This window comes from Sphingobacterium sp. UBA865 (assembly GCF_002295765.1).
Classification (GTDB): domain Bacteria; phylum Bacteroidota; class Bacteroidia; order Sphingobacteriales; family Sphingobacteriaceae; genus Sphingobacterium; species Sphingobacterium multivorum.
Window position 1 is genome coordinate 1 of record NZ_DBGB01000007.1, and the last position, 26,277, is coordinate 26,277.

General features: G+C 36.9%; 25 protein-coding genes. 13 read left to right on the plus strand and 12 right to left on the minus strand.

All coding sequences use genetic code 11. From position 1 onward, the window contains the following. The first annotated feature begins 167 nt into the window (after positions 1 to 167). The 10 genes from B2O97_RS25195 to B2O97_RS02475 all read left to right on the plus strand — a co-directional run bounded on the left by B2O97_RS25195 (position 168) and on the right by B2O97_RS02475 (position 12,785). Entirely contained in the window at positions 168 to 455 is a 288-nt protein-coding gene (locus tag B2O97_RS25195) for a DDE-type integrase/transposase/recombinase (RefSeq protein WP_369012021.1), read from the plus strand. 28 nt (positions 456 to 483) lie between these two features. Continuing rightward, entirely contained in the window at positions 484 to 582 is a 99-nt protein-coding gene (locus B2O97_RS25200; protein WP_369012023.1) for an integrase core domain-containing protein, read from the plus strand. Position 583: 1 nt separating this feature from the next. Further along, positions 584 to 727, plus strand: coding sequence for an integrase core domain-containing protein (locus tag B2O97_RS25205; RefSeq protein WP_369012022.1), 144 nt, complete (start codon positions 584 to 586; stop codon positions 725 to 727). 107 nt (positions 728 to 834) lie between these two features. Beyond that, positions 835 to 1,557 carry a hypothetical protein gene (locus B2O97_RS02445; protein ID WP_286766880.1) on the plus strand — a complete coding sequence of 241 codons (723 nt, stop codon included), beginning with the start codon at positions 835 to 837 and terminating at the stop codon, positions 1,555 to 1,557. A gap of 131 nt (positions 1,558 to 1,688) precedes the next feature. After that, positions 1,689 to 1,964 (plus strand): helix-turn-helix domain-containing protein, encoded by a 276-nt coding sequence (locus tag B2O97_RS02450; protein WP_286766881.1) that lies wholly within the window; start codon positions 1,689 to 1,691, stop codon positions 1,962 to 1,964. Positions 1,965 to 1,982: 18 nt separating this feature from the next. Continuing rightward, complete coding sequence (locus tag B2O97_RS02455; protein WP_286766882.1) at positions 1,983 to 3,839, plus strand: site-specific DNA-methyltransferase; 1,857 nt, start codon at positions 1,983 to 1,985, stop codon at positions 3,837 to 3,839. Further along, positions 3,839 to 5,752: an ATP-binding protein gene (locus B2O97_RS02460; RefSeq protein WP_286766883.1), complete on the plus strand. Its 1,914-nt coding sequence runs from the start codon at positions 3,839 to 3,841 to the stop codon at positions 5,750 to 5,752. Before B2O97_RS02455 ends, B2O97_RS02460 begins: the two co-directional genes overlap by 1 nt. A gap of 8 nt (positions 5,753 to 5,760) precedes the next feature. Then, complete coding sequence (locus B2O97_RS02465; RefSeq protein ID WP_286766884.1) at positions 5,761 to 8,895, plus strand: type III restriction-modification system endonuclease; 3,135 nt, start codon at positions 5,761 to 5,763, stop codon at positions 8,893 to 8,895. Positions 8,896 to 8,898: 3 nt separating this feature from the next. Next, positions 8,899 to 12,132, plus strand: coding sequence for a helicase-related protein (locus B2O97_RS02470; RefSeq protein ID WP_159729503.1), 3,234 nt, complete (start codon positions 8,899 to 8,901; stop codon positions 12,130 to 12,132). Further along, positions 12,132 to 12,785, plus strand: coding sequence for a DUF4391 domain-containing protein (locus B2O97_RS02475; RefSeq protein WP_159729505.1), 654 nt, complete (start codon positions 12,132 to 12,134; stop codon positions 12,783 to 12,785). Before B2O97_RS02470 ends, B2O97_RS02475 begins: the two co-directional genes overlap by 1 nt. A gap of 23 nt (positions 12,786 to 12,808) precedes the next feature. Here the strand turns inward: B2O97_RS02475 and B2O97_RS02480 are convergent, their stop codons facing one another. From B2O97_RS02480 to B2O97_RS02495, 4 genes are all read right to left on the minus strand, one after another. Continuing rightward, complete coding sequence (locus tag B2O97_RS02480) at positions 12,809 to 14,248, minus strand: 5-methylcytosine restriction system specificity protein McrC (RefSeq protein WP_286766885.1); 1,440 nt, start codon at positions 14,246 to 14,248, stop codon at positions 12,809 to 12,811. Positions 14,249 to 14,253: 5 nt separating this feature from the next. Continuing rightward, entirely contained in the window at positions 14,254 to 16,212 is a 1,959-nt protein-coding gene (locus tag B2O97_RS02485; protein ID WP_200845618.1) for an AAA family ATPase, read from the minus strand. Positions 16,213 to 16,245: 33 nt separating this feature from the next. Further along, on the minus strand, positions 16,246 to 17,094 hold the full coding sequence (locus tag B2O97_RS02490; protein WP_286766886.1) for a DUF5655 domain-containing protein: 849 nt from the start codon (positions 17,092 to 17,094) through the stop codon (positions 16,246 to 16,248). A 497-nt stretch (positions 17,095 to 17,591) separates the two neighbouring features. Continuing rightward, entirely contained in the window at positions 17,592 to 18,038 is a 447-nt protein-coding gene (locus tag B2O97_RS02495) for a nuclear transport factor 2 family protein (RefSeq protein WP_286766887.1), read from the minus strand. Between the two features lie 207 nt (positions 18,039 to 18,245). Between B2O97_RS02495 and B2O97_RS02500 the strand changes: the two genes are divergently transcribed. Continuing rightward, positions 18,246 to 19,229, plus strand: a complete 984-nt coding sequence (locus tag B2O97_RS02500) for a nucleotidyl transferase AbiEii/AbiGii toxin family protein (RefSeq protein WP_286766888.1) — start codon at positions 18,246 to 18,248, stop codon at positions 19,227 to 19,229. Between the two features lie 53 nt (positions 19,230 to 19,282). Here B2O97_RS02500 and B2O97_RS02505 read toward each other — a convergent pair whose 3' ends face one another. The 5 genes from B2O97_RS02505 to B2O97_RS02525 all read right to left on the minus strand — a co-directional run bounded on the left by B2O97_RS02505 (position 19,283) and on the right by B2O97_RS02525 (position 21,960). Then, the gene (locus B2O97_RS02505; RefSeq protein ID WP_286766889.1) at positions 19,283 to 19,432 is read right to left on the minus strand and encodes a hypothetical protein; all 150 of its coding nucleotides are present in this window, start codon (positions 19,430 to 19,432) and stop codon (positions 19,283 to 19,285) included. A gap of 21 nt (positions 19,433 to 19,453) precedes the next feature. After that, positions 19,454 to 19,609, minus strand: a complete 156-nt coding sequence (locus B2O97_RS02510) for a hypothetical protein (protein ID WP_286766890.1) — start codon at positions 19,607 to 19,609, stop codon at positions 19,454 to 19,456. Between the two features lie 38 nt (positions 19,610 to 19,647). After that, entirely contained in the window at positions 19,648 to 19,800 is a 153-nt protein-coding gene (locus B2O97_RS02515) for a hypothetical protein (RefSeq protein ID WP_286766891.1), read from the minus strand. Positions 19,801 to 20,185: 385 nt separating this feature from the next. After that, on the minus strand, positions 20,186 to 20,632 hold the full coding sequence (locus tag B2O97_RS02520; protein WP_286766892.1) for a nuclear transport factor 2 family protein: 447 nt from the start codon (positions 20,630 to 20,632) through the stop codon (positions 20,186 to 20,188). Between the two features lie 881 nt (positions 20,633 to 21,513). After that, positions 21,514 to 21,960, minus strand: a complete 447-nt coding sequence (locus B2O97_RS02525; protein WP_286766893.1) for a nuclear transport factor 2 family protein — start codon at positions 21,958 to 21,960, stop codon at positions 21,514 to 21,516. Positions 21,961 to 22,320: 360 nt separating this feature from the next. Here B2O97_RS02525 and B2O97_RS02530 point away from each other — a divergent pair, with 360 nt between their 5' ends. Both B2O97_RS02530 and B2O97_RS02535 read left to right on the plus strand, forming a co-directional pair. Continuing rightward, the gene (locus B2O97_RS02530) at positions 22,321 to 23,181 is read left to right on the plus strand and encodes a hypothetical protein (RefSeq protein WP_286766894.1); all 861 of its coding nucleotides are present in this window, start codon (positions 22,321 to 22,323) and stop codon (positions 23,179 to 23,181) included. A gap of 103 nt (positions 23,182 to 23,284) precedes the next feature. Continuing rightward, positions 23,285 to 24,235: a hypothetical protein gene (locus B2O97_RS02535; RefSeq protein WP_286766895.1), complete on the plus strand. Its 951-nt coding sequence runs from the start codon at positions 23,285 to 23,287 to the stop codon at positions 24,233 to 24,235. A 142-nt stretch (positions 24,236 to 24,377) separates the two neighbouring features. On the opposite strand, the gene B2O97_RS02540 is transcribed toward B2O97_RS02535, so the two are convergent. The 3 genes from B2O97_RS02540 to B2O97_RS02550 all read right to left on the minus strand — a co-directional run bounded on the left by B2O97_RS02540 (position 24,378) and on the right by B2O97_RS02550 (position 26,202). Next, entirely contained in the window at positions 24,378 to 24,824 is a 447-nt protein-coding gene (locus tag B2O97_RS02540; RefSeq protein WP_286766896.1) for a nuclear transport factor 2 family protein, read from the minus strand. A gap of 256 nt (positions 24,825 to 25,080) precedes the next feature. Next, on the minus strand, positions 25,081 to 25,341 hold the full coding sequence (locus B2O97_RS02545) for a hypothetical protein (protein WP_286766897.1): 261 nt from the start codon (positions 25,339 to 25,341) through the stop codon (positions 25,081 to 25,083). 414 nt (positions 25,342 to 25,755) lie between these two features. Further along, positions 25,756 to 26,202 carry a nuclear transport factor 2 family protein gene (locus B2O97_RS02550; protein ID WP_286766898.1) on the minus strand — a complete coding sequence of 149 codons (447 nt, stop codon included), beginning with the start codon at positions 26,200 to 26,202 and terminating at the stop codon, positions 25,756 to 25,758. Positions 26,203 to 26,277 lie beyond the last annotated feature (75 nt).

A 26,277-nucleotide genomic window follows, 5' to 3' on the forward strand; every position in this document is an offset into this window, starting at 1 on the left:
GTAGTTCATAGGCCGGATACGTTATAGCAGCATTAGATCAGCTGTCTTCCAAACATCCTGTATATGGATTTCGAAACTATATGCCTACCTGCGTATATAAGGTAAGCCATGGAACAATAAAAAAGTATGCAGAGTATATAAGCTGCTTAATATGAACAAGAAGCGACGTGGCAAACGTCGGCTACCTACTCCGGAGAAACAACCTTTGGAACAAAGCTCAGCTTAATCAAAAATGGAGCATGGACTTTATGAGCGATAGCTTGGCCAGCGGAAACAGGTTTAGAACCTTTAATGTGATGGATGACTGTTCCCGTGAGATATTGTGTATCGAAATAGCTACTTCAATTTCTTTTTTGCGGGTAACTCGGACACTTAAACAAATCATAGACTGGCGAGGCAAGCCGCTCTGTCTACGCGCAGATAAATGGTCCCGAATTCACCAGTCATCATTTTGAGCTCTGGTGTAAAGACCAAGGCATCGCTATTCAATTTATCCAGCCCGGTAAACCTATGCAGAACGGTTACATCGAACGGTTACATCGAAGTTATCGAAGAAATTTTGGATGCTTATTAATTTTTTAACTTGTCAGAAGTAAGAGAACATACCCAGGCATGGATGGATGAATACAATAATAACAGACCCCATGAAGGTCTTGGGAATCTTACACCAACGGAATTATCAAAAAATATTAGGCACAAACAACAAATAAATCAATTAGTAACGTAAATTAGAAAAGTCCAATTCCAGCTGTCGGAAAAATGGATACTTACAATACAATAAAGCAATTCAGTGAATCTACCATTTTTAGGCCTTAATCATTAAAATAGAAAAATATGCACAACAAAGAGTATAAGAATTTAGTTAAGAACCCAATTTTTAATATAAAAATACACATCTATCATCCTCATAAATCATTTAGGGAGATGCGTCAGGAGCTTGATAAAAACATTACCAATTTATCTAACAATCAATATAGTGATTACCCGCAGTTTAATAATACATACAACTTTTTAAATTGGTCATTAGCAAGAAAGATGTCTTATTCAGGTCAATATCGAGCTTATATCGTAAATTACATTGAGCAAGAGGGTTCATTAATAATTTCTTTCAGTATCATAGTTATAGGTTTAATTAATAATTATGGTTCTTTGAGGAGCGCTATAGACTATTTTTTAAGTGATATAGAAGGGGATATATCCCATACGTTAAGACTACAAGATCCAAATTACAGGATCAATAGTATAATAGATGAAAAATGGATAAATTCTTCTTCACAAGAACTTGGAGCAACGAATAGAGGAATAACGACAATTACAAATCAGACCTCAACCAAACTATTTATAATAATATCAATTGCTGTATTATTTGCTGTTTTAAGTTCATTTTATTCGTACGAAGCAGCAAATAATAAAAATGAATTGAATGCTGGAGATATTCGCAAAATTATTCAAGAAGAATTAAGAAATCAAAGAATCGATGAACATATCTATCTCCAAAAACAAAATGGAAATGAAATAATATCGTTATCTAAAGAAACAAAAAATATCGGCAAGTAGCGTTAAATTTTCATACTTTACAGTATATATTTAGATTATTATCTATATACACGTTCAAATCTGTTTTAAAGATAGCCAAAAACCCCTATATTAGCCAATAATTGTCAAGTCAAATTTCAAACAATAAAATCATGATTGGAGAAAAGATCAGGAAACTGCGTGAAGCGAACAATATTCTCATCAGGCAGCTTGCTGCTCAGCTGGATATAGATACAGCTTTATTAAGCAAGATGGAACGTGGTGACCGCTTTTTCAGGAAAGAGGATCTTACTAAAATTGCAAATATTTTCCAAATTTCCGAGCAGGAACTGTTGATCTTGTGGCTGGCGGATCGTGTTCTTAAAACAGTGGAAACGGAATCGCATCAAAAGGAAGCATTGGAACTGGCATTGAAGACAATTAAATAACCTTAATAGAATAGCGAAATGAGTGTAGACAAATTGGATATGCAATCAGCAAATTTAGTGAATCAGAATATAGAAAAATTAGCGGAGTTGTTTCCTAACTGCGTGACTGAAAGTGGTACAGGAAAGGCTATAGACTTTGATTTATTACGACAAGAATTAAGTCATGCCGTTGTGGAAGGTAATAAAGAACGTTACCGACTGGAATGGCCAGGTAAGAAGGAAGCTATTGTCACAGCGAACTTACCTACAACGAAGACGCTACGCCCTATTCGCGAGGATTCTGTCGATTTTGACAATACCGAAAACATCTATATTGAGGGCGACAATCTGGAAGTGCTTAAACTATTGCAGGAAAGTTATCTAGGAAAGATCAAGATGATCTATATCGATCCCCCTTACAATACAGGGAAGGATTTTGTGTATAAAGACAATTTTGCAAAAGATACTCAGGAAGAGCTTTTTGAAGGTGGACAAAAAGATGAGCACAACCAGCGCTTGGTTGTCAACCCTGAAACTGCAGGTCGGTACCATTCTGATTGGTTAAGTATGATGTATCCAAGGTTGAAATTGGCTCGAAATCTTCTGAAAGAGGACGGTGTAATTTTTATTTCTATCGATGATAATGAGGTACATAATTTGAGGAAGATTTGTGATGGTATATTTGGAGAAATTAATTTTATTGGAAGCCCAATATGGCAACATAGCCTTCAACCCAAAGGATATACTGGGAAATTCTCAGTACATCATAACTATACTCTGATCTACTCAAAGAGTGATTTGTTCCAACTCGGCTCACTGCAAAGAACAGAAGAGCACAATGTCAATTACAAAAACCCTGATAATGACCCGAAAGGGAAATGGAGAGCAGGTGATGTTAGAAATGCCTTATACAGGCCAAATCTAATTTATGATTTGGTTACGCCTTCCGGAAAAATCATTTTACCTCCTGAAAATGGCTGGAGATGGAGCAAGGAAACTATTGTACAAAAGATTGCCAGTAAAGAAATTATCTTCAATGAAGATGAAACAAAAATCACACGGAAAATTTACCTGTCTGAGTTAGATGGTAGAACACCAGAGACGATTTGGTTTGGAAAGGACGTTGGAACTACAAGAGATGCTACATCGGAATTGAAAACATTGTTCGATGGCAAAACTCCATTTGATACCCCAAAGCCTACAGGTCTACTCACCAGAATAATGGAAATTTCTGCATTAGAAAATGGAGATATAGTATTGGATTTTTACGCTGGTAGTTCAACCTTAGCCCAAGCAACTATGTCCTATTGTGCCAAACATAAAATACACTTGAACTATATCAACGTCCAAATAAGCGAAATTATTGATGTAAATACTCCGCCGGGTAAAGTATCGCAAGAATTGGGATTGCATACCATGACGGATTTAGGCAAAGAACGTATCCGTCGAGCAGCTAATAAAATCAAAGAAGAAACTGGTGCTGAAATAGATTACGGATTTCGGGTGTACCGGTTGGATGATAGTAATATGCAGGAAGTATATTATAAACCTCAAGAATATACACAAGCGAATCTGGATCTGTTTGCAGATAATGTAAAATCTGACCGAACAGCAGGTGACCTTCTGGCACAAGTCATGCTCGACTGGGGACTTCCATTGAGTTTGAAGATTGAACGATTGGAAATTGTAGGAAAGGAAGTTTTCCGCGTTGCTGAAGATTCATTATATGCATGTTTCGATAAAGGACTTGATGAGACATTTGCCAAAGAAATAGCAAAAGATAAACCTTTACGTGTGGTCTTTAGGGATAACGGATTTAAGGATGACACAGCGAAGGTCAATGTCAAGCAATTGCTGAAGCAATTGAGTCCAGAAACTGAAATGAAGGTGATCTAATGAAAAATGCAGCAGAATTAATTCAACAGCTCAATCACACCGATGAGTGTAATTGGATAGAAGCTAAGCGCGGAAGTGCTATTGATCGATCCATATTGGAAAGCGTGTGTGCCTTCTCCAACGAACCAGGTCTGGGAGGTGGTTACATTTTGCTTGGTGTAGAAAAGGAAGAGTTATCTTTATTCCCAACTTACTATGCCTCTGGGGTAGAACAGTCAGATAAAATACAGCTTGACCTGAGCTCGCAGTGTGCGTCGATGTTTAACCAATCCATTCGCCCTATTATACATGTCGAATCTGTCGACGGAAAAAATGTTATCGTAGCTTATGTGCCAGAGCTTCCGAATGGACAGAAACCAATCTATTTTAAAAGTGAGAAGTTACCTCACGGAGCTTATCGCCGTATAGGATCTTCAGACCAACGCTGTACAGACGATGATCTGTTTGTATTCTTTAATAAAGAAGATAGTTTAGATAGTACTTTGGTAGGCGGTTCTTCTCTCGATGATATTAGTGAAGAAGCTCTTGCATTATATAGACAGCTTCGTAGTAAGGTAAATTCTTTTGCGGAAGAACTGCAGTACAATGACGAAGATTTACTCTATTCATTAGGGTGCATCCGAAAAGAAAAAGGAGAAATCCAATTGACATACGCAGGCTTACTGCTTTTTGGAAAACGAGTAGCACATCGCCGGCTGTTGCCTATGGTCCGTGTGGATTATATACGGGTTCCGGGTAATGAATGGATGGAAGATCCCGAAAATAGGTTTACCACTATTGACATGCGTGGTTCGCTTTTAGAGATGGTGCAACGTGTTTTTAGTCAGATTACGGATGACCTTCCAAAAGGCTTTATTCTTCCTGAAGGCGAACTACAAGCCGAAAGTAATGGACTGCCTACTCGTGTCCTTCGTGAGGCTATTGTCAACGCATTGATCCATAGAACTTATCGGGAGAACCAACCTATACAGATTATCCGCTATGGTAACCGCATCGAGATTAAGAACCCTGGCTTTTCCTTAAAACCGGAGGATAATTTGGGAGAACCGGGCTCGAAGAGCCGAAACCCATTTATTGCAGCTGTATTCCATGAAACTAACTTGGCGGAGACCAAAGGTTCGGGAATACGTACGATGAGGGCTTTGATGGAAAAAGCAAACCTTTTACCACCGACATTTGAAAGTGATCATGGTCGTAACCAATTTGCCGTCCGTTTACTTCTTCATCACTTTTTGGGAGTTGATGATGTACAATGGCTCTCGACATTTGAAAATTATTCACTAAATGAAGATCAGAAACGTGCGTTAATTTTTACTCGGGAAGTCGGTGCTATAGATAATTCTTCGTATAGACAGCTTAACGGTGTAGATATTCTCAAAGCCAGTAGTGATCTTAGGGATATGCGTATTAAAGAATTACTAACTCAAAAAGGCAAAGGTAGAGCTACCTATTATGTTGTCGGGAAAAACTTTGTCGCCGGAGATGGAGCAGAAGATAGTAAACCACCTGTAAGCGTTAGTGTACCAGTTGATGATCTTGAAATACCAATTCTAGGAGATAGTGAACCACCTCTAGCTGACAGTGAACTACCTCTAACTGATAATGAACTACCTCCTAATACACAAGGTACAATATCTGAGAATATATTAAAGCGTCTGCCTCAAGAACTGATAAATGAAATACCAGTTTATACAAAGCGTATACAAGACAAAACCTTGTTAGCAGATTTTATTTGCCGACTTTGTGAAGCAGATAGTTTTCAGCTACATGAGCTTTCTACTATACTCAACAAAACAGAAAAATACCTCTTGTCTAATTTTATAAAACCTCTTCGTGAGAAAGGAATACTGGAATACACAATCCCAGACATGCCAAATCATTTCAAACAGGCTTACCGTGCCGTCAAAAAATAAGCTGAAACATGAAATTACAATTTAAAGAACAGGACTTTCAGATTCAGGCGGCCAAAACCGTGGTCGATTGTTTTCAAGGACAACCGCTGAAAACGAATCGATTTACCCTTGAACGGAGCCGCGAGCTTATCCGAAAAGCAAAACACGCTGCAAGCGGTGCTATACAGACCTCGGCCTTTGACCATGAAATTCTTGAAGATATTGGTTATCGAAATAGCTTAATTCAGATAGTAGATAATCAGATTCTCGAAAATATACAGGAGGTACAGCGGGGACAGGGACTGAGCAAAAGCCAAAGCATTGAACGCCCTAAAGGTGTGAAGCTTGGCTATAACCTGACCATAGAAATGGAAACGGGTACAGGTAAGACGTATACCTATATTCGTACAATGTATGAGCTAAACAGACATTATGGATGGAGTAAGTTTATTGTAATAGTACCAAGCATTGCTATCCGTGAAGGTGTGTATAAATCATTTCAGGTGACGCAGGATCATTTCCAAGAGCTATACGGACATAAGATCAATCCATTTATCTATAATTCCGGTAGACCACAAGATATAGAGAGTTTTGCTTCCGACAACCGCATATCAGTTATGATTATCAACACGCAGGCCTTTAACGCTAGTGGTGCGGATGCACGTCGTATCTATATGGAGCTTGATCAGTTCGGAACGCGTAAGCCTATCGATATCCTTGCACAGACCAATCCAATCTTGATCATCGACGAGCCTCAATCCGTAGATGGAGAGAAAACACTGAAAAGCATGCAAGATTTCAATCCGCTATTTACCTTACGCTATTCGGCTACGCACAAGGTAGAATATAATAAGGTATTTCGGCTAGATGCTCTCGATGCTTACCACCAAAAGTTGGTCAAAAAAATCCAGGTGAAAGGAATTAACCTAAAAGGTTCGACGGGCACAACGGGCTACCTCTATCTCGAACAAATTAGCCTGAGTACAACGAAGCCGCCATTTGCGGTAGTAGAGTTTGAAGAACGGTCAGGAGATGGAGTGAAAAAAGTTCGCAGAAAATTAGCCGAAGGTGCTAATCTTTACGAACTATCTGGTAACCTTCCCGTCTATAAAAATCATACAATTACAGAGATAAACGGGTATCTCAATAAAATAGTCGTCAATGGTGAGGATATTTATCCCGGAGATATCGTGAACGACAAAGATGAATTGGCATTCCGCAGGGTACAGATTAGGGAAACGATCTTATCGCATCTTCAAAAAGAAAAACAACTTTTTGATAAGGGAATTAAAGTATTGAGCTTATTCTTCATCGATTCGGTGGAGAAATATCGTATATACGATGGTAATGGTGAAAAAGAACTTGGTGAATATGCCCAAATATTTGAGGAGGAATATAATAAGGTACGTAATGACTTTTTGGACCTATTCCAGCAAGATTATAATGACTACCTAAAAGATACCGATCCAAGTCAGGCACACAAAGGCTATATGCCACCCAACTATTTTGATTATCTACAGCGTGATGATGCAGGCAAGATACATGAGGGCTACTTCTCCATAGATAAGAAAGGAAAATCTATAGACCCATCGCTAAAACGTGGCAAAGAAGATTCTGACGATATATCGGCTTACGATCTGATCATGAAGGACAAAGAGCGTTTACTCAGTTTTGAGGAACCTACGCGTTTTATTTTTTCCCACTCCGCATTGAAAGAAGGTTGGGATAATCCCAATGTCTTCCAGATATGCGCTCTAAAGAGTGCAGAAACCGGAAGCCAAACCAGGCGTAGACAAGAAGTTGGGCGGGGTATGCGTTTGTGTGTGGATAAACGTGGAGTGCGCCAGGACTTTGAACTCATTGGTGAGCAAGTTCATGAGGTCAACAAACTAACCGTTATTGCTTCGGAAAGCTATGAAGCCTTTGCTAAAGGCCTACAAACAGAGATAGCAGCTACACTGGCTGATCGGCCACAAAAAGCTGAAATAGAGTATTTCGTTGGTAAGGTGGTCGTCAATGAACATGGTGAATCGCGGCGATTGACTGAAGATGACGGAAAAAAGCTCAACAAACTACTTTATAAGCACGATGTGATTGATGAAGATGATAAGATTACCGCTGAAGGACAAGAACTGATTGAACAAGGCAAAATACCATTGCCAGAGCAACTGGAGTCCTATCGAAAATCGATTATCCAATTGCTCCAATCAATTTATACAGGAGAGTCCTTCAAACCTGAAGACGAACGGCAGACGATCGTTTTGCAGACCAACCCGAATTTCAAAAAGAAAGATTTTCAGGCGCTTTGGGATAAAATTAATCTCAAAACAGTCTATGAAGTTCGCTTTGATACAGAGAGATTAGTTTACGAAAGTAAAACACTGATCAACGCCAAATTGCACATTAGCACGCGAATGTATGAAGTGAAAACCGGAGAACTGGAAGATGGTACAAAAGAACAGATGGCGCAAGGATTATTAATCCGAGAATCAAAACGGCAATATATGAAGTTAGATAATAACTTGTATACAAACGCACTGTATGATATTGTTGGCGAGATCGAGCAAAAAACAAATCTTACCCGGCGTACCATAGTGGATATCCTTAAATCTATACACGAGGAAAAATTCCTAATGCTCCGTCGAAACCCGGAGGAATTCATTGCGAAATGCAGTAAATTGATCAATGAGGCAAAGGCCAAGCTGATCATCAATAATATTGTGTATCATAAACTGGAAGATAGGCATGATGCGAAAACAGTATTTACAAATGATAAGTCTGCTTTGCGAAATTCAGATCTTCTGAAAAAACATATTTATGATTACCTGACTTCGGACTCTAAAATAGAAGCCGATTTTGCAGAAGCTTTGGAGAACAGCTTAGAAGTAGTTGTGTATGCTAAATTGCCTAAGAGTTTTTATATCTCTACGCCGGTATCAAATTACAGTCCGGACTGGGCAATCGTATTTGATAAAGACAAGGTACGTCATATTTACTTTGTTGCTGAAACCAAAGGTTCTGATTCGGATTTGGATTTGCGCGAAATCGAAAAGCTTAAGATTCATTGCGCCCAGGAACACTTTAAAGAGATCAGTGGCGGTGTTGTGAAATTCGATACAATAAGTAATTACGGTAAATTGTTGGACATAGTTCAGGTTATATAGCCTATGCAACTCATCGATAATATCAACAAACGCCTTGGTGACGACCTACGGCAACAGATTCAACGAGGAAGTAGATTGAGTATAGCCGCGTCTTCCTTTTCGATCTATGCTTTTGAAGCCCTTCGGAAGGAACTAGGCGAAATCGATGAGCTCCGCTTTATATTCAGTTCGCCTACATTCGTAGAAGAAAACTTAAAGAAAGAAGTCCCCAAGTTTTTCATCCCCCATCTACACAAGGAGGCTAACCTTTGTGGTGGAGAATTTGAACTTCGGCTCAAGAATCAGCTTAATCAACGTGCTATTGCACGGGAATGTTCAAAATGGGTAAAAGACAAGGTTCGGTTTAAATCGAATCGGCATTTTCATCAACCCTTACATGGAATGATACATGTGAAGAACAGTGCAGAGGATTCAGTCAATTATGCGCATATTGGAGGCTTTACGACGGCTGATTTAGGATTTACACATAAAAAAGGCTTCCCTACCCTGATTCAAAAAACAAACTATCCAGATAGTGAAGCTTATCTGGAATGGTTTGATCAGGTGTGGAAAAACGAAGAAGATCTAAAAGAAGTAACCGAGCAAGTGCAAAGCTATTTTGAGACAGCTTATAAAGAGAACAGTCCCGAGTTTATCTATTTCATTACGCTATACAATATTTTTAATGATTTTCTTGAAGACCTTTCCTTGAATACATTGCCTAATGATCAAATTGGTTTTAAAGATACGTTAATATGGAGCAAGCTCTACAATTTTCAACGTGATGCTGTAATAGGTGCCATTAACAAGCTTGAAAAATATAGCGGCTGCATTTTAGCGGATAGTGTAGGCTTGGGCAAAACCTTCTCTGCTTTAGGGGTGATCAAATACTACGAAATGCGGAATAAGGATGTTCTGGTATTGTGTCCAAAAAAATTAGAAGCGAACTGGAATGTCTACCGTCATAATGACAAGAACAATTTTTTGGCAGCGGACCGCTTCCGGTATGATGTATTATTTCATACAGATCTCAGTCGCGACCAAGGTATGAGCAACGGTAGAAGTTTGGAAAATGTCAATTGGGGGAATTATGGTTTGGTGGTCATTGACGAATCTCATAATTTCAGAAATAACAATCCATATTCAGACCGGGAAAATCGATATCAGAAGTTATTGCGTAAAGTGATTAAGGAAGGAATCGAGACAAAGGTCCTTATGTTGTCCGCAACACCTGTCAACAACCGTTTTGCGGATTTACGGAATCAATTAGCATTGGCGTACGAGGGGGAAGCCGCCATTATAGATCAAAAATTGGATACCAAAAGCTCCATAGAGCAGGTTTTCAGAAAAGCACAACAAGCTTTCAATACCTGGAGTAAATACGATACGGCATATCGTACAACTGAACATCTATTGGAGATGCTTGACTTTGATTTCTTCGAGATATTGGATTCATTAACCATCGCACGATCGAGAAAGCACATTACTACCTATTACGACATCAGTGCTATCGGTAAGTTTCCGAAGCGAAATGAGCCACTCGCAATTCAAAGCCCTTTAACGGAGGATGGACATATCACCTACGTGCAAATAGCAGAAAGTCTGACACTATTAAATCTTTCGGTCTACACGCCATTGAATTACATTCTCGACAGCAAGTTGGATTATTATCGATCGCTGTACGATAAGGAAGTTCGTGCGGGAGCGAGCAAATTATCACAAAAAGATCGGGACAATAGCTTACGTATTCTGATGCGTATTAACCTTTTAAAGCGGTTAGAGAGCTCTGTTGATTCATTCCGTATCACGCTTCAAGGTATTATCGGTTTAATTGAGAAAACACAAAAGACTATCAAAAATGGTGTAAAATTAGATGATGAGGGTATACAGGCAAGAATTGAAGACGAAAATTTTGACTGGGACTCCGATTGGGGTGATGAGGAATACTTTATTGGTAAAAAAATCAAAGTCCATGTTGCCGACATAGATGTTTATCGTTGGCAAGAAGATTTGCAGGATGATCTAAAGCTACTACGAAGTATCTGGAATAGCATTGAGCTTGTCCGTGGAAATAACGATTACAAACTTCGTCAGCTTCTTGAATTATTAGAAGGAAAAATAAACCATCCTTTTAATGGTCAGAATAAAAAAGCGATTGTCTTTACCGCTTTTGCAGATACAGCAAATTATCTGTACGAGCATATTGAAACTCATTTTAAAAATAAATATGGCATCAATACAACGCTCATTACTGGATCGAGAAAAATCAGTTCAGCAAAAACTATACCTTCGGATTTGAATCCATTACTCACTTGCTTTTCTCCGATATCAAAAGGAAAATCTCAGTTATATCCACAGATAAATGAAGAGATTGACATTCTGATTGCAACAGACTGCATTTCGGAGGGACAAAACCTACAGGACTGTGATTATCTAGTCAACTATGACATTCATTGGAATCCAGTGCGTATCATTCAACGATTTGGCCGGATCGATCGTATTGGATCTAAAAATGATACGATAACACTTGTCAATTTTTGGCCAGATGTGACGCTGGACGCCTATATCAATCTAAAGCAAAAAGTAGAGAGCCGTATGCTGATTTCGAATATGTCAAGTACGGGAGATGACAACATCTTGAACGCTAGAGAGCAAGATCTAGAGTACAGAAAGATACAGCTTCAAAAGCTGAAAGATGAAGTAATTGATCTCGAAGATCTTCGAGAGGGCGTAGATATCACAGATCTTGGATTAAACGATTTTCGGGTGGATCTTTCCAATTATTTTAAACTGTATGGAACATTAGATCATATTCCCGAAGGACTACATGCTATTGTTCCTTCTGATGACATGTTGCCGGCAGGTACCATATTTGTCCTGAAGAATATAAATTCGTCGGTCAACATCAATAAAGCTAATCGTTTACATCCATACTACCTGGTATATATCTGTTCGGATGGACTACTTCATCTGAAGCACGTAGAATCTAAAAAGATACTCGATGCCATGCGCAAGCTATGCAAAGGTAAAACGGAACCGATAACCGATCTTTGTAAAGCATTGAATGAAGAGACAGATGAATACCATCGAATGGATAACTATTCACGCTTATTAAAAGATAGTATCAGCTCCATTATCCAAGCAGAAGAAGAAAAAGAAATACATAGTCTATTCCGATCAGGCGGCACCACTACATTGATGGATAAAATAAAGGGATTGGAAGATTTTCAATTAATCACTTTTTTAATTGTCCGCTAATGGTCGATCTTTTTAATTTACCGATCAGTACAGCCTACGGGAAAATTATCCCAAAGAATTCTTTTGACCGCTTTACATCGAATAAGCAAAAACAGTGGTTTACAAATTTGATCAGTAAAATTTCCTGGACACATAAATTGGCGCCTTCAACAATAAATCTGTCCGGTAAGTATTTCACGGAAATCCAGATCATACATATTGAACTAAAACAGGAGAAGCGAATATCAGAATTACTCGCTGTTATCAACAAAAGTGTTCCTTACGGCGTCATATTTGTCGTGCAATATGGCGACCGATTTTATTTATCTGCCTCAGCCAAACATCCACACCCTACTCGTATTGATTCTTATGTCTTGGATTGGGAATTCTTTTCAGAATGGTTCGTGGCAAAAGACAGCACCTTCCAGTTGAATTTGAAAGAAAGCCTAGATGCTATTTTCTTTGATTTTTGTAAGCAGCTATCTCCTTTTGTATCGAAAGAAGTGAATTCTATGGCTGAGCTTGTCGAAAAGAGTTCAAAACTCTTTAAAATTCGGAAAAAAATTAACATACTACGATCGGCTATATCTTCCTGCGAGCAGTTTAATAAAAAAGTCGAGTTGAATTTACAGCTTAAGAGGTTGGAAGATGAGATGACTGCGATGGTATTTTAATCTTAAGCGGTTAATTATTATTTTCATCCTATACAGGGGATCCTAACATTCAATTTCCAAACTTTATGATAAGCTGAGATTGGTTGCCTTTTTGATTTAATATTTTCTAGTGTCAAATTTTCTACCCCATCAATATCTGGATAGATTATTAGACAATCAATATTACTATCATCATTATCTGAAAGCTCCAGTTTTGCTCTTACCTGTTTCAGCCGAGCATATCCAGCAACCTGTCTAATATCGGCATGGACCAACCCATGATTATAATGCAATTTATACTTAGCATCAATAATACAGTGGAAACCAAGATGCGTTATAAGAATATCCAGCGCATTTCCATAGGTGGAAAACTGGTAAAGTATTTTATTCCGCTCTTTTGGATTAGCTTTAATAAGCTGTGAGTAGACATATAGCTCAAATAATCGAGGCATATCTATCCAAAATGGTGGTGTTTCTATTAACTTGTTGGTAGCCTTTGAAATATTATATGAAAAGCGCTTTAGTATAAAGTGCCCGATCCTGACTGCTTCCTTATATTCTTTAAAAAATGGATTATACTTGATGTGCCGAACTTGATTTTCATCGTTCAGATCTGTGATCTGATCAAAAGTTGGACGGCAGTAGTCGATAAGTTCCCGGATCGTATTATCATTTTGCTGAAAAAAAGTTGGATTATTCTCTACATATTTAGATGCAAATTGCATTACTTTTTTGAGAAACTGATTTTCAGGATTATCTACTCCAAAAACCTGATATTCACAGTTGGTCTTTGTATGACGGTTCTTTAAAAGATTTTGCTTAATATGCTGGCTGACAAGTATTTTTCCTTTTACTTTGTTACTTAAATTTTCTTGAACTTTATAATAGGATTTCTTCAATCCCTTTCGAACAATCTGACTTAGTATCTGTAAAAACTGCACGACTAAAAAGGGAGTAAGTCTATCATCCTGTTGATTGATTGTGATGTTTGGCGCCTCCCAATCAATCAATACCAAATCTCCACATTCTTTGCTAGCTTGCTCATCGGTCATAACATCCATAAGCATAGCTAAATAATTTACCTCAGGACCGATCTTATCCCATGTGCTTAGAACCTTTTGAGCTTGATTATCTAACTTATCTATCTCCTCTTCTTTAACCGGATCTAATTCTGCCTGCTTACCAAAGTAATCAAAAATGGCAACATTAATTTTAGGTTCAACATAAATATAACGTTGACTGGCAATTACCCAGTCAACGCCAATATAATAATCAGCCTCAAAATCAACTTTTTTTTCGCCAATAAGCTTTTTATAGGGATAGATTTTCTTCCCTCGATGCTTCTTAAATATTCTGATATTGCTAGCACATAATTGTTCAAAGACCGTCTTATTGACTTTTAATCTATCATCATAGAACTCACCTCCCCCTTCTTCACAAAGAGTTAAAGAAGTCTTCTTATGCTCGCTTATTAGTATTCCCATCGCAATTAAACAGAGGCAGTAAGTTTTTCTATCTCGGTTAACGCATCTTCTTTCAATATACCATCTTTTATATATTCTAATAAAATAGGTTTGATTTCATACTTTAAACGAATATCCATAGAACCTTTTTCTTTACTCTTATCCATAAAATAGGAGTGTCCTAACCACACGTCTTCCGGACGGAAATCATTAGAAATGTACTTAGAGGGTTCAATTTTATGAGTTAATAACGAATAATCTTTATCTTTCTGGTAATCTTTGATAAACAATTTTGACACCTGCTCAAATAATCCTTCATCAAATCTAATTTCACCATCTCGTTTTAAATTCTTTGGCAAGATATCGACAAAGGCAAATCGTCTTCTAATTGCATAATCAATATGCCCAACCGATCGATCTGCGGTATTCATAGTGCCAATAATATAAAGGTTTTGAGGTAAACACAAATCATAGTTCACCTCTTTGCTTCCATCAACTAACCCATAAATGCTCTGAACTATTTGTATCCTTTTGTTTTCTTCTGAATCTTCGGGTCTATACCTATATTCTAATGCGTAAATTAGTTCGCCCAGGACTGACGACAAATTAGCTCTATTTATCTCATCAATGATTAAGACAAATTTGGAAAGAGGATTTAATAGTGCTTTTTCAATAAGTAATCCCAAGGTTTTATTTTCTACAATATACTCTATATTTCCTTCCGAAGATTTGGCTGAAATACCTCTTACAAAATCTTCATAAGTATATGAAGGATGAAACTGGATAATAGTTGTTTCATTTTTAAACTTAATCTCCTGCTCTTCTATTAGTAACACATCTCCACCGACTCCCAATCGACCAAAAAGATAATGCATAATCTCATAAGTGGTTATATCAACATCGGCGTTATCTATGATATTCTTAAAGAATTCATTAATCATTTTGTTCTTTTCAATTGGATTAGTATCACTGCTTGGGATATTAAAAACCTTAATAATATTATTGATAGCCTCCTCTCCGTTAACTGGAAAGTACTCATCTGGATAATAACTATTTAATATTTTTAAAATAAATCCTGAACCAAAAAGCAATGATGCCCTTTCAGTTTTTCTATCATTTACTAATTCACTCAAAGCAATTGGAATAGCTTGAAAACCGCCGAAGTTATCTAACTTTCGACTCGATATATAATCCTGCTTTTCTTTACTGAAATACATATGGTAATTACTGGAATTACCAGGGAAGTACTTTCCAAGCTTTTGTAAACCGCGCTCAATCCACCAGCAAAAACTATTGTTATCTCCTGTTCCGATAGAATATTCTTCCTTAGTAATGCTACTTAAAGATTCTTTCGGAAATGCTCTATAAAAATTATCCCGCATTTCCGCGTAATGTTTTAATTCTGAAACCCAATGATCCTCCCGCACATATGAAGCTATGTAATCCTTAAACAAATCCATAGGTGTTTTTTTTATGGTTCCATTAGAGATTCTCGTCGCAATTTCTTTCGCTAGTCGAGTTTTACCAGTCCCCGGAGGCCCTTGGAGTATAATTTGTCTTTTATACTCTAAAAGCCCCATAAGCTCATTCATATTTCCTTCTTTCATCGTTGTTACATAATCTTTATAGAGGTTATCAATATAGGAATAGGCAATTTCATTTTCGACTGGCATCAATGTTTTAGGAAGGTACCATCCTTCACCGTATATTGTTTTATCATCATAAATATCCAAAACATCTACTGCTGCGAAATAGTCAAACCATATATAATCATCTTTCAGATCCGGATCGATCCCTTTAGGGTTTTCTTTCACCCTCACCAAACCTATAACGGTACCTCCATGTCTGACAAGTACCAAATCTTCTTTTTTGATCTTACAAAATTGCTGCACCGGATCGCCACTGCAACCTATTATATTTCTTTTCAAAATTTCCTTTATATCCGATACAGTCCACTCCTTATGATCTGCAGGATGCAATTGCATATGCCAATAATTCACAATAATTTTTCAAATAGGTTAAATAGCCTGTTTCACTAAACTCATGATATATTCAAGATTTTCGGTATCCTTTATAGAAATCTGATAGTAGCCCCGCCCCCATTTTGTCTTATCGGTCATAGGAGCTCCTAATTTTCGTAGATCTGAGAAACTACAATTCTGTGTATTGATATAAAGTTTTAATTCCTGTGACTGCACTACAATATCAGCGATTATTCTAGTACCTTTTTCAAAACTTATATATAGTTTTTTGGGAGTTACGTTAATATCTGCAGTAAGATTAATTATCCCTGACTTAAAAACTTCATAAAGCTCTTTCACAAGTTCTGACTTGTTTTTTAGATGATCCTCTTCTGTATATACTTTTATCTCACTGACAACTTTTGCAATAGGTGTATCTTCCTTTTGCTGCACTTGTTTAATACTTGGAGCAGCTTTTGATTTTTTCACTGGGTTAACAACTACAATTCCCCCTTCATATTGCTTGATTTCCCATAGCTCAATGGGCAGATCTTTGAAGTTGGATGCTTGCTTCTGAAAATCAGTGAAAGAAGGAGATACAAATATTACTCTAGATTGAGACCAATCTACATCGGTCCGTTTTAAGTTTCCTTGTTGAGATTCATTATACTCTATTATAAACTCAGCTTTATTCTCCAGCATAAGGTTAAGGTAAGACACACCTTGGTCAACCACAGAATAATTCCTCTCCCGTTTATATTCGATAATTACAAAAGCTTTAGATTCAAGGTCAAATGCCAAAGTATCAAAACGCTGTGCTTTAATTATAAATTCTGACTTAATAAGTCTCAACCCTGTAATAGATTCTAGGTTATCTTCAAAAATATTTTGAATATCTTTTTCCAATCGGAAAGGTATTTCATCAAGGGAGGATAAGTGTTTTTTGGTTTGAATATATAGCTGCATCCACCAATATAGTCAATTATTATAATAATCAATTGAGGCTATATAAATTTTCGTTAGAAAACTTTTTAATGATCAATATTTACTCTTGTTATTATTGCTTTGTACGAAAAAGTAAGTGAGCTATTTAATATGCTGTAGTCAAAGTCATCGACCATAAAAGTCTAACAGAAAGATGAAAGAAGAGTATCATAAATCTTTACAGCATACATTCTAAAAGCTAAGCTGATATGCAGAACATTAAGTTAAAGAGGAAAAACGTGCGTTTCTTAAAAGTATTTGATTTTCTATAATGCTGTTGTTTTTAATTCTTACACAAACTTAGGCTTCATTCAAAGGTTATTTGAGTGAAAAGTATCGTCGATGGGCAACCATAAAACGCAAAAAAGCCACATCTCATGACATGGCTCTACAACATATATATTTATTTGAGATGGCTCTTATTTATAAGAATTGATCGATTTGGATACTTTCCAATCATTGCTCACACGCTCCAAAGTAACTAAATCTGTTTTGGTGAAGTTTTCAAATTTCAAAGTCACTTTAGCGACCATATAGTCTGCCGATTCCTCGATGATATCGGTGCTTACCGTACAGTTTAGCTTTTCGCCTTTTTGTTTTTTCAAGGATTTAATCACTTCGCTACGGCTGTTAGACTGTGCATTGGAAGCTTGGATCTTTTGGTTGAAATCAGCTGCAAATAATTGCTCAACTCCTGCTGATTCTCCCTCTGTCGTTACCGCAACGTAGTGCTCTAAAGCGAAGTCTGCTGTGGAAAGGTTAACGTCTGTTTTTGCTGATTTTGCTCCAGGTCCTTCAGCTGCCATAGCGAAAGTAGATACTGCGATTAAGGCTGCTACTGCGAATATTTGTACTAGCGTTTTCATAATGTCTTTTTTTATAGTGTTAGTTTTTTAGTTCTTATTTGTTGACTCAAAACTACAACACAATAGGCCCCTAGCCTATTGACTTTAGACCAACAATCGGGAAAACTCGGTAAATGGCGGGAATAGGGAGGTGAAGTTAATCAGTCTCCAATAATTAAAAACTTTAACCGTTGTATTAACTTACATATAACACCAATCTGTATCCCAATGGAATTACACAAACATCCCTATCATTTTAAAAAAAATATTCATTACATCTCTAATCTACTTAATATACAACCCAGCTACGTTGAAAAAGATTACTGGCAAACATTTATACTATACTTAATTCAACAGGATTCATTGAGTGAAGATATCATCTTGAAAGGTGGGATTGCTCTATCAAAATGTTTCAAACTCATAAAAAGAACTCCAGAAGATATCGATTTTGTAGTTGCGAGAAAAAAAGGAGAAACAGACAGCAGATTAAAATCTAAATTAAAAAGAATAGGTAGTATCCTATGTAAGGAGTTACCTGAAATTCAAATAGAAGGTCTAACGAAAAAAATGGGGATGAACCGTAAAACTGCTCATTCCTATTGGAAACTTCATGATGAGAACTTCTGCCCTGAAAGCAATCTTGTTACTATCGACTATAGCTGGCTGGGGGAATCCGACCCTCATAGTAAATATTCATTCAATTCCCTTATCGGTAATGCATTAGAAGAAACCGATCAAAAGGCTACTATTAATCAATATCAGCTTTTCCCGTTTGAGATGAATGTACTGGATCCATTCAGAACATTCTGTGAAAAAATCATGAGCCTTGTCCGATTTTCATACTCAGATGATCCGATTATTAATCTGAGCAAAAAGGTCAAACATGTTTACGACTTATATCACTTATTGCAATATGAGAAATTTCAGCATTTCCTTCAGTCCGAGGACTTTTTTAAAATGCTGCTAAATGTAGCCAATAGAGATGCAAAAAGCTTTAGAAATAATAATCATTGGCTTAAATACCATCCTGTTGACAGTTTATTTTTCCATAAATTGAATGAAAACTGGGATACCCATTTTAGTCAAGTTTATAATACGAAATTTAGCATCTTTGAATCTGGCCAGCTTCCTCCTGATTACCTGATTTTAGAAACATTAAACTTAATCAAAAACAGATTGAACAGTTTACCTTGGGACATCGCCATCCTATGATATTGATATAATTACTAAGGCTATTTTTTGCAAATATAGCCTTAGTAATCACTTTACTTTCTTGGAGGACGAACCGTCCCCGTATCACCACCATTATCACTTGGTTGATCCGCTTCGGATGAAACCGCTGCCTGTACAGTCGGTGTCTGAGCCTTGGCAGGCTGACCAATACCGAATAAAATGTATAAAATTAAACTCCACATATTGAATTAGTTTTTCATTATTTAAGGAATTGGCGGCCTCGTACTTCCTTTGTCTCCACCGTCGCCATCGTTAGGATTATCTTCCGCTGTTACATTAATAGTAGAACTGTTTCCTGACGAATTTATATTGGCAGGTTGGCCAATACCAAATAAAAAGTATAAAATTAAACTCCACATAGTTCTGATTGATTTTTGATATTAATTATTAATTATGATTATCCTTTAGGAGGAGGATTACCTTTATCGCCACCATCACCGTCATCAGGATTATCATCCGTAGTTACATTGACTATTGAACTGTTTGCAGATGGACTTGTATTGGCAGGTTGGCCAATACCAAACAAAAGGTATAAAATTAAACTCCACATAAAATAAAATTTAGATTGTTAATCAAGTTACTGCCATATGAATATGGGCCGTTTTCGAATATAGACAATTAATGCAATATTTAATTATCCGATTAGAAGTAATTCTATTTTAACCGACTTGTAAGATCGGATCGTGCTTTTCTTGAAAGTATTTGATTTTCCATAATACTGTTGTTTTTAATTCTTACACAAACTTACGCTTCATTCCAAGGCTAATTGAGTAAAAAGCATATAATGTAATCGGTAGAATACATCTACCGAAAAGTCTAGGCGATGAGCAAGCATAAAACGCAAAAAAGCCACATCTCCCGACGTGGCCTTAATAAACATATGATTCACTAGTGGTTTGCCTTTTATTACTGGCAAACCACTAATTATTTAAATTCTATTTATACGAATTGATTGATTTGGATACTTTCCAGTCATTGCCAACACGTTCCAAGGTAACTAAATCTGTCTTGGTGAAGTTTTCAAATTTCAAGGTTACTTTAGCAACCATGTAATCTGCTGACTCCTCAATGATATCTGTGCTTACTATACAGTTTAGCTTTTCGCCTTTTTGTTTTTTCAACGATTTAACCACTTCGCTACGGCTGTTAGACTGCGCATTGTTAGCTTGGATCTTTTGGTTAAAATCTTCGGCGAACAATTGCTCTACACCTGCTGATTCTCCCTCTGTCATTACCGCCACATAGTGATCGAGTGCCAAGTCTGCTGTGGAAAGATTAACGTTTGCTTTTGCTGCTTTTGCGCCAGGTCCTTCAGCTGCCATAGCAAATGTTGATACGGCGATTAAAGCTGCTGCTGTGAATGTTTTTACTAGAGTTCTCATAATTTCTTTATTTTATTGTGTTAGTTTTTTTATCTGTTCTTATTTGTTGACTCAAAACTACAACACAATACGCTCCTAGCCTACGGGCTTTAGACTAACGTTCAGGAAAACTCGGTGAGTGGCGGGAATAGATAGGTAAGTCTGCTTCGTATCAGATTCGTACCACGTTCGGATCATCAATAGATATTGTACAGACACCCAACAGACCTTGTCCAGTCTCTGTACAGGGAAAAACTGTTCAGATACTGGTCAACAATCGAACCCTACATGTCCTGATCCGAAAGCTATACGAAGCAGGTACGAACACAATGCCTATAAAAGTTATTTAAACTCATCTCTAATTAGCAGTTTTTAGCAATAATGACTAGAGCAGCGACGAAATCCGTGAGTTTGTGTTGTAGCGATCACCGAGATACCATGTCTTTCGTCATCACCATGCAGGTTATGGTAAGAGGAAAATTAAGGCTATCCAGTTTATCAACGCTTGTATGAGCTGTTGTAGTGAAAGTTGTGATTAAACTACATGATCAACTCAAGTGATTCAAGATCTATAAACAAGGCGATACTACTATCTTTCTACTAATTCTTCTACTTTCTTTCTACTTCTTCTCCTAATCTTTTCCTAGTTCTTTCCCTAGAATATTTACATTTTTCCTTCTGAAATAGCTCACAGCCTATTGTACGAGCGTTATTAAAAGTCTATTCATTAAGCGCTTCTCCTAATTCTTTACCTAAATTCATCTATTCTTTCTACTTAATTATTCTAATTGAGCTCCACTCACTACGTTATCCCCGAAACAAGTCGCTATTTCAAATAGATCATGAAAAAGCCACATCTCTCGATGTGGCTCTACAACATATATATTTATTTGAGATGGCTCTTATTTATAAGAATTGATCGATTTGGATACTTTCCAGTCATTAGCCACACGCTCCAAGGTAACTAAGTCCGTTTTGGTGAAGTTTTCAAACTTTAGAGTCACTTTCGCTACCATATAATCAGCTGATTCTTCTAAAATATCAGTGCTTACTGTACAGTTCAGCTTTTCTCCTTTTTGCTTTTTCAATAGTTTAACTACGGCACTACGGCTGTTAGACTGCGCATTAGTAGCTTGGATCTTTTGATTAAAATCTTCGGCGAATAACTGCTCTACTCCTGCTGATTCGCCTTCAGTCGTTACCGCAACATAGTGATCCAGTGCCAAGTCTGCTGTGGAAAGGTTAACGTTTGTTTTTGCCGATTTTGTTCCCGGTCCTTCAGCTGCCATAGCGAAAGTTGATACGGCGATTAGGGCAGCGGCGGCGAATGTTTTTACTAGCGTTTTCATAATGTCTTTATTTTATTGTGTTAGTTTTTTATCTGTTCTTATTTGTTGATTCAAAACTACGACACAATAGGCCCCTTGCCTATGGGCTTTAGACCAACGGTTGGGAAAACTCGGTGAATGGCAGGAATGGAACGGCGAGGAAAGTGAAATTATTTTTACTATCTTTTAACAACAATTAAAAAACGTGAATCGCCAAGGCCGATGTTGCCAATGATTTTAGCGAAGCGGAGAAAAAAAAGTTATTAACTATAGAGAAGGAAAAAGATGGAACAACATCTAATTAAACTATTCAGATTATTACTTTTATTGTCATTTATATTTGTCAATATTAGTTTATTTAGCCGACCAAAATATTTTGTTATGCCAGATAAGCCGGAGAACTATTCAATTGATCAGTACAAATTATCAACAGAGAAACTATACGGTATAGAAAAGAATGTAGAGTTATTTACACTCACATTCCATAACGGACCAGACCCAATAAGTAAAGATAAAATTAATGCCAACACTCAGCTTAATCTAATACTTATTGCTCTCCTCCCCGATTTGTTAGGGAGCGCAGATTGGAAAGAAATTAATCTCGATACTATTAAAGACGACATTATTACAACTTCGGTATTAAATAGATTATTCCGAATAAATACGCTTTCAGGTTTAGATGACCCATACGGTCCAAAAACTAAATATTTTGACGAATATCAAATTATCCGGAAAATTGGCAACAAATACTTTGCCTCTAAACATTGTTTAATTCAATTTTTTGCCGTCAGAAATAGGCCTTCCATTTTTCAGAATGTGTTTGGGACAATAAATATTGAGCAAGAACCGCTTAAGATTACAGAAATGGAAACTATTTTTAAAAAGAGATACCCCGGCACTAACTTTCCACCATATACTATCGGCGACACACCTTATTCCTACAGTAGCGCTATTGATTATTTAAGAGATCGGAAAGAATACTTGTCAAAAACCATCAAGTTTCAAAATAGCGAAATTGGTTACCAGTTTTGGACCTATACAAACTGGCATGCGCATGATCATGAGCTAGAGGTAGATAGAGGTATTGACAGATTTGTATACGTTCCTGGAAAAGGGATCGTGGGCGGTTCATTTGATTTCTACTTTTATTTTTATCGAAAGAAATTACCCGTAAAGTATAGCGACTTTCTGAATAACGTAAAAGAGGAAAAAGTGATGATTGCGCCAGAATTTAAAGTTTAATGATCGCTCATCACATTAAAAATGCTATTCACCAAAGTCGGTTCATTAAATGATTTTAGCGAAGCGGAGAAAAATAGAGTTATTAACCATAGCGAAAGAAAAGATGAAACAACATATAATTAAACGGTTCAGATTATGGCTTTTGATGCCACTATTAATTGTTTCGCTCAGTTTATCTGCCAACGTCAAATATATCTTATTACCTGATCAGCCACAGGGCTGTATCTTAGATAATTACAAATTATCTACAGATAACTTGTATGGTATCAAGAAGAACGTTGAGCTATTTTCACTGACGTTCATCGATGGTATAGATATAGATCGAAGTAAATTGGGCCATCACAAAGACCTTAATCTAATTCTTATTGCCGTTCTTCCAGATTTGGAAGGGAACCGTGATTGGACTGAAATTCATCTGGATAGTATCAAAAATGATACGATACCCCACCAATACCTTAAAAGGCTATTAGGAGCCAATACATATGCTGATTTTGATAAAACATACGGTGCAAAAACTAAATATTTCAACGAATATCAAATTATCCGGAAAATTGGCAACAAATACTATTCGTCCAAACATTGTCTAATACAATTTTTTGCGATAAGAAATAGGCCATCCATTTTTCAGAACATGTTTGGAACAATAAATATTGAGCAAGAGCCTATTAAAATTACTGAAATGGAAGCTATTTTTAAAAAGAGATATCCTCATGAAGAATTTCCCGCTTACACTATCGGCAATACCCCTTACGACTATCCTACTTTCGATTATCTAAGAGACCGAAGAGAATATTTATCCAAAGTCATCAAGTATAAAAATGGTGCGATGGGTTATCAATTTTGGACTTATACAGACTGGCATACGCATGACCATGAGCTGGAAGTAGATAGAGGTATTGACAGATTTATATACGTACCAGGAAATGGGATCGTGGGCGGTTCATTTGACTTCTATTTTTATTTTCATCGTAAAAAATTACCTATAAAATACAGCGATTTCCTCAATAACGTAAAAGAGGAAAAAGTGATGATTGCGCCAGAATTTAAAGTTTGATGATCGGCAATCAACGAGTAACGCACATTGCATGACAAAACAAAAAAGCCAGATCTCACGACCTAGCTTCTAAACTAAATTTAAACATTTGATTCACTAGTGGTTTGTCATTTATTTGCAGCAAACCACCAGTTGTAAAATTCTATTTATAAGAATTGATTGATTTGGATACTTTCCAATCATTGCCCACACGCTCCAAAGTAACTAGATCTGTCTTGGTGAAATCCTCAAATTTCAAAGTCACTTTAGCCACCGTATAGTCTGCCGATTCCTCAATGATGTCTGTGCTTACTGTGCAGTTCAGCTTTTCCCCTTTTTGCTTTTTCAAGGATTTAACCACTTCGCTACGGCTGTTACTTTGTGCATTGGTAACTTGGATCTTTTGATTAAAATCAGCTGCAAATAACTGCTCTACACCTGCTGATTCCCCATCCGTAGTGACCGCAACATAGTGCGCTAAAGCGAAATCTGCGGTGGAAAGGTTAACGTTTGCTTTTGTTGCTTTTGCTCCAGGTCCTTCAGCTGCCATAGTGAAAGTTGATACAGCGATTAAAGCTGCTGCTACGAATGTTTTTACTAGAGTTTTCATAATGTCTTTTTTTATTGTGTTAGTTCTGTTGTTCTTATTTGTTGACTCAAAACTACCACATAATAGGCTTCTAGCCCATGGGCTTTAGACTAACGATCGGGAAAACTCGGTGAATGGCGGGTATAGGGAGGTGAATTTTATTTTAGCAATTTAAAAATAACCAAGTTCCTATTAAAAGAAAAAATAAACGCCAGTTTGCCTTTTCACAGCTTCTTCAAACAGGCAAATAATTTCTTCCATAAGCTCCTGAATACGATCATCTTTTTAACCTTACATTTTTTAAATATTTTAACCCTTCCTCCAACTGTTGCTTATTCGTAATAGCATCGTCTTCAAAATCATCTATTAAACAGCCTAGCATATTATTCAAATCTGAAAATACACCAAAAGCATCTAATTGATAAAATTGCGACTCTGAGAGAACTAACTGGATCAAATGATGATCTCCAGCTTCATTAAAATCCAATAACTCTTCTGCCCTTTTGTCTTTTGGCGTAACGATATAACGATTTTTCATATAACAGTAATCCTACGGTTGAAATGCTATGTTCTTTTAAAATACTTTATTGAGACAGCTGCCGTCATATCAAGTTATCAAAAAAAATTACTCCAATAAAACTATTTTCAAATATCCGTTGTTCTTATTATACAAAACGGCTACAAGCTACCTTTCGAAAGAAAGGTTCAACATAAAAATTGGCGTCGTACGGTGAAATCCAATTGTCTTTAAAATCATTGGATGACGAAACAAAAAAGAGGAAACGATAGGAAACATAAAAATTACTGTACAAATAAACGCTAAGAGAAAGGGTCTGATGAGAATCAGGCCCTTTTGACGTAAAAAAGCCACATCTCCCGACGTGGCCTTAATAAACATATGATTCACTAGTGGTTTGTCTTTAATTGCTGGCAAACCACCAGTTATTGGATACTACTTATACGAATTGATCGATTTCGATACTTTCCAGTCATTGCCTACACGCTCCAAGGTAACTAAATCTGTTTTGGTGAAATTCTCAAATTTCAAAGTCACTTTAGCGACCATATAGTCTGTCGATTCCTCGATGATATCTGTGCTTACTGTACAGTTCAGCTTTTCGCCCTTTTGTTTTTTCAAGGATTTAACCACTTCGCTGCAGCTGTTAGACTGCGCATTGGAAGCTTGAATCTTTTGATTAAAATCAGCTGCAAATAACTGCTCCACGCCTGCTGATTCTCCCTCCGTAGTGACCGCAACATAGTGCTCTAAAGCGAAGTCAGCTGTGGAAAGGTTAACGTTTTCTTTTGTTGCTTTTGCTCCAGGTCCTTCAGCTGCCATAGCAAATGTAGATACGGCGATTAAAGCTGCTGCTGCGAATGTTTTTACTAATACTTTCATAATGTTTTTTTTTATTGTGTTAGTACTTTTGTTCTTATTTGTTGACTCAAAACTACAACACAATAGGCCCTTAGC

Coding starts and splice junctions, on each gene's coding strand:
- B2O97_RS02480 (WP_286766885.1), bottom strand. CDS start 14,248: ATGGGAATACTAATAAGCGAGCATAAGAAGACTTCTTTAACTCTTTGT.
- B2O97_RS02465 (WP_286766884.1), top strand. CDS start 5,761: ATGAAATTACAATTTAAAGAACAGGACTTTCAGATTCAGGCGGCCAAA.
- B2O97_RS02540 (WP_286766896.1), bottom strand. CDS start 24,824: ATGAAAACTCTAGTAAAAACATTCGTAGCAGCAGCTTTAATCGCTGTA.
- B2O97_RS02445 (WP_286766880.1), top strand. CDS start 835: ATGCACAACAAAGAGTATAAGAATTTAGTTAAGAACCCAATTTTTAAT.
- B2O97_RS02530 (WP_286766894.1), top strand. CDS start 22,321: ATGCCAGATAAGCCGGAGAACTATTCAATTGATCAGTACAAATTATCA.
- B2O97_RS02475 (WP_159729505.1), top strand. CDS start 12,132: ATGGTCGATCTTTTTAATTTACCGATCAGTACAGCCTACGGGAAAATT.
- B2O97_RS02455 (WP_286766882.1), top strand. CDS start 1,983: ATGAGTGTAGACAAATTGGATATGCAATCAGCAAATTTAGTGAATCAG.
- B2O97_RS02535 (WP_286766895.1), top strand. CDS start 23,285: ATGAAACAACATATAATTAAACGGTTCAGATTATGGCTTTTGATGCCA.
- B2O97_RS02545 (WP_286766897.1), bottom strand. CDS start 25,341: ATGAAAAATCGTTATATCGTTACGCCAAAAGACAAAAGGGCAGAAGAG.
- B2O97_RS02485 (WP_200845618.1), bottom strand. CDS start 16,212: ATGCAATTGCATCCTGCAGATCATAAGGAGTGGACTGTATCGGATATA.
- B2O97_RS02460 (WP_286766883.1), top strand. CDS start 3,839: ATGAAAAATGCAGCAGAATTAATTCAACAGCTCAATCACACCGATGAG.
- B2O97_RS02495 (WP_286766887.1), bottom strand. CDS start 18,038: ATGAAAACGCTAGTACAAATATTCGCAGTAGCAGCCTTAATCGCAGTA.
- B2O97_RS02550 (WP_286766898.1), bottom strand. CDS start 26,202: ATGAAAGTATTAGTAAAAACATTCGCAGCAGCAGCTTTAATCGCCGTA.
- B2O97_RS02515 (WP_286766891.1), bottom strand. CDS start 19,800: ATGTGGAGTTTAATTTTATACCTTTTGTTTGGTATTGGCCAACCTGCC.
- B2O97_RS02500 (WP_286766888.1), top strand. CDS start 18,246: ATGGAATTACACAAACATCCCTATCATTTTAAAAAAAATATTCATTAC.
- B2O97_RS02505 (WP_286766889.1), bottom strand. CDS start 19,432: ATGTGGAGTTTAATTTTATACATTTTATTCGGTATTGGTCAGCCTGCC.
- B2O97_RS02525 (WP_286766893.1), bottom strand. CDS start 21,960: ATGAAAACGCTAGTAAAAACATTCGCCGCCGCTGCCCTAATCGCCGTA.
- B2O97_RS02450 (WP_286766881.1), top strand. CDS start 1,689: ATGATTGGAGAAAAGATCAGGAAACTGCGTGAAGCGAACAATATTCTC.
- B2O97_RS02510 (WP_286766890.1), bottom strand. CDS start 19,609: ATGTGGAGTTTAATTTTATACTTTTTATTTGGTATTGGCCAACCTGCC.
- B2O97_RS02470 (WP_159729503.1), top strand. CDS start 8,899: ATGCAACTCATCGATAATATCAACAAACGCCTTGGTGACGACCTACGG.
- B2O97_RS02520 (WP_286766892.1), bottom strand. CDS start 20,632: ATGAGAACTCTAGTAAAAACATTCACAGCAGCAGCTTTAATCGCCGTA.